The sequence below is a fragment of the Aquimarina pacifica genome (assembly GCF_000520955.1).
GTDB classification, from domain to species: Bacteria; Bacteroidota; Bacteroidia; order Flavobacteriales; family Flavobacteriaceae; genus Aquimarina; species Aquimarina pacifica.
The window spans coordinates 1-3,407 of record NZ_JACC01000004.1; the positions used below are offsets into that span (position 1 = coordinate 1).

The 3,407-nt window shown below is 35.1% G+C and carries 2 protein-coding genes; one reads left to right on the plus strand and one right to left on the minus strand.

What is annotated here, in order from left to right; genetic code table 11:
* Positions 1–146: 146 nt before the first annotated feature.
* Positions 147–1,589: a nicotinate phosphoribosyltransferase gene (locus tag DZ60_RS0103515; RefSeq protein WP_025740535.1), complete on the minus strand. Its 1,443-nt coding sequence runs from the start codon at positions 1,587–1,589 to the stop codon at positions 147–149.
* Positions 1,590–1,894: 305 nt separating this feature from the next.
* Here DZ60_RS0103515 and DZ60_RS25060 point away from each other — a divergent pair.
* Positions 1,895–3,407, plus strand: a 1,513-nt coding sequence (locus tag DZ60_RS25060; RefSeq protein ID WP_025740536.1) for a BACON domain-containing protein, incomplete at its 3' end; no start/stop codon positions are given.

Consider the following 3,407-nt stretch of genomic DNA (forward strand, 5'->3'; position numbering starts at 1 on the left):
TAACTTACACAGTTAATGAGATACTACCTATAGGTTTTTGGTTGCTTTATGCAATAGCACTTAGTGTAATGCTGAAAATATATGATTAAGATTAAAACTTTCTTTACACCTTTCCTTATATCTTTCTTTTCCTTACGAAACTTACTTTACGAAAGTCTACTTCGTATTTGAGACAGGTGCTCATCTACAACTAATTTACCATCAATAAAAACAGTTTGAAACAAACCTTGTTTTTCTTCCTCTTTGGTCACCTGATCTTTAAAGTGTATTTGATTGTTTTCTTCATATAGCTGTATAAGTCCTTTTGCTGATTTTTTGGTGCCATCATCCGTAATAGGATCTTTAAAAATCTCACGCCCCTCTCCTTTTACTTCTACATAAGTGGCTTTCATAGCGAACCCAAACGTATCTCTTGTATTGTATTGATAGGTAAAACTACCAATCCCCAATACCACATTTGTAGAGGCAAACCCTTTTCGCTTTAAGCGTTCACAAATTTGTGTCGCTCTATCAATCGTGATACTGTCCCCATATATCGCTCCGATTTTGGGATTCAGCACCTTATATCCCTGTTCATTGGTTGTTCCTCCGAATTCGTCCCACAAAAGCTCAATAACACCTTTGGCAACAACAGGGTCCTCATTTTCACAGCCACAAATAATATCAACTGGGTCTCCAGAATCTGGTCTGATCACTAGTTTGCCTTCTCGTTGTTCTATTTCATCTTTAAGCTTTGGCAGATACTCTGTGAGTACTTTCCATAAATCCCATGTATCTGATACTACCGATAGGATTCCTGTAGGATACGTTTTTAAAAGTCTTCGGAATGTTCCTATCTCGTCATCCTTACTACCTGCACACATAACACTGTGCTCTGTTGCATTAACGCTACCGATCACGAGCTCCTTGCTTACATTAGCATTATAAAAGGTTTCGTACGCCTTGGCCACCGGAAGCGTATCACTACCCGAAAATGAAAGTGCATGTCCCATCCCACTTAATATAGCAGACTCTGTACCAGACATTCCTCTCATTGAGAAATCATGACCTTGCCAAGTAACAAACTCTAGGTTTTCTTTATCAGTTTCGAGCGCATATTGAGTCAATATTTTTCTATACTGTTTCGCAATAGTAGCTGATGTGCAAGGTTGCCAAATAATACTTGACAATAATGTTTCTAGATAATTTGTAAGCCAGAAAAATTCGGGTTTTGTGTTCACCAAAACAAACATAGGTACACGAATAGGTACTTCTGTTCCTTCGGGGATGGCTTTTATTTCTATTGGCAAATATCCTAAATCATGTAACGCTTCTATATGAGTAACATCGTAGTCTATTCCTAAATAATTATCTACAAATTTTTTATACTCAAGAACAACATTATCTTTAGGTTGATCAAAAAACTCAGAATTGAATTTCTTAATCAAATATTCTTTAATGAGATACTGTAACCCGAAAAACACTACCTTTTCTACTCCTTCTATTCTACTTTTTCTCGGGGTCCAGTTAGAATACACCAAGGTAGTTCCTTCTGGGTATTGCTCTCTATGACCTAATTTATAACCATCTGTTAATAGTAGTGGATTCATTTTATATGTTATTTTGCGTTAATTATACGCAAATATAATTATTTCTCTTATATAATACAAAAACAAATACTATTTTTTTTTATTTCGTTTCTATAGTAACTCACCTATTTCTAACGAAAAAAATTCTATTCGTTACCAATTCTAGATGAATGACTACGAATTATAAAACACTTATTAATATTTTTATTAACTTACTATTTTCGTTGTAAAATATTTCATAACCTTATTTTTGTTTTATTTGTTCTATTAAAATATTTAAAAAACCCTTTGTAAAACAATTTGAATTTATACTAAATAAACAATAAATGAATCACTACATCACAAAAGCCTTATCATGTTATCCAAAATCAGATAACCAAAAAAAAACGTCCCCCTTATTTAAGATAACGTTTTCATTACTCTTTCTTTTTATGGGCACCTTAATCCATGGGCAAGATTATGTAAACGTTGGATTACATTCGAGTGTCGATCGAGTACAACCTATGACCGGTATTGTTTTTTGGGCCGACAATAGTTCTGACCTTAACACTTTAGATAATAAAGTTCAATTAGAGTATTCTTACCTTGTTTACTCTGATGTAGTAGAACAAGAAGATGTATATGACTGGACAATCGTTGATAATTTATTAACTACAGCTGCCGCTAGAGGAAGACAAGTTATCCTTCGTTTTCGTTATACCTATCCAGGAGTAACATCGCCAAGTGTACCACAATATATTAGAGACCGAAGCGATTATACTGATCAATATGAAAGTGTAGAGGGTTCTAATACCTATATACCCGATTGGTCGAATCAAGAGTTAGAGAATTTTACATTAGAATTTTTTACAAAGTTTGCAGAACGTTATGATAATGATGCACGACTTGCATTTTTACAAGTCGGTTTTGGGTCTTACTCAGAATATCATTTATATAACGGACCTTTAGTATTCGGACAAACATTCCCTACAAAAACATATCAAACGACATTTTTACAACATGTAGATTCTGTTTTTGAAGAAACGCAATGGGGAATTTCTATAGATGCTGCATCAAGCGAATATACACCTATTGCCTCTAGTAGTACGCTACTTAATTTGGGATACGGATTATTCGATGACTCTTTCCTGCACGAAAGCCACTCTACAAGTGATAATGAATATAATCGCGGAAATTGGTTGACTTTTGGATCTGATCGTGCAGATAATTATGCCGCAGGAGGAGAATTAAATTATTATTCTGACTGGGACCAAGAACATGTTTTAGACGTAGGGGGACCATATGGTTTTACTTTTGAAGAAATGTCTGAGATGTATGATATCACCTATATGATTGGTAATGATCAATTGAATTACCAGACAACAACTAGAATAGAAGATGCAGGAATGGCAACAGGGTATCATTATGAAGTTACCGAATTCAAAACCAACGGAACATCAACACAAGTTACCATTACCAACACTGGTATCGCTCCTATTTATTATGATGCATACCCCGCTGTAAATGGTGTTGCATCTACCACAAGTCTAAAAGGATTGATAGCTGGTCAAAGTAGAACTTTTACCATAAATGCTGGTGCGTCTGATGAAAGTCTTACGATAGAATGCGACAGATTGGTTTCTGGACAAGAAATTCAATTTGACGCTGATATAGAATCTGGTGGAATAATTCCTGAAACATTGACTGTCGCTGCAGTATCAAACTTCTCTGCTAACGGAGGGACGCAAACTAGTGCTATTACATCAAATGTAAACTGGACCGTATCAGAAAATTCAAACTGGGTATCTATTACGCCTACAAGTGGTAGTGATAACGGAACTATTTCTATTACAGCAGCAG

Excerpts from the sequence above, each read along its gene's own strand:
- DZ60_RS0103515 (WP_025740535.1), bottom strand. The coding sequence starts at position 1,589 with ATGAATCCACTACTATTAACAGATGGTTATAAATTAGGTCATAGAGAG.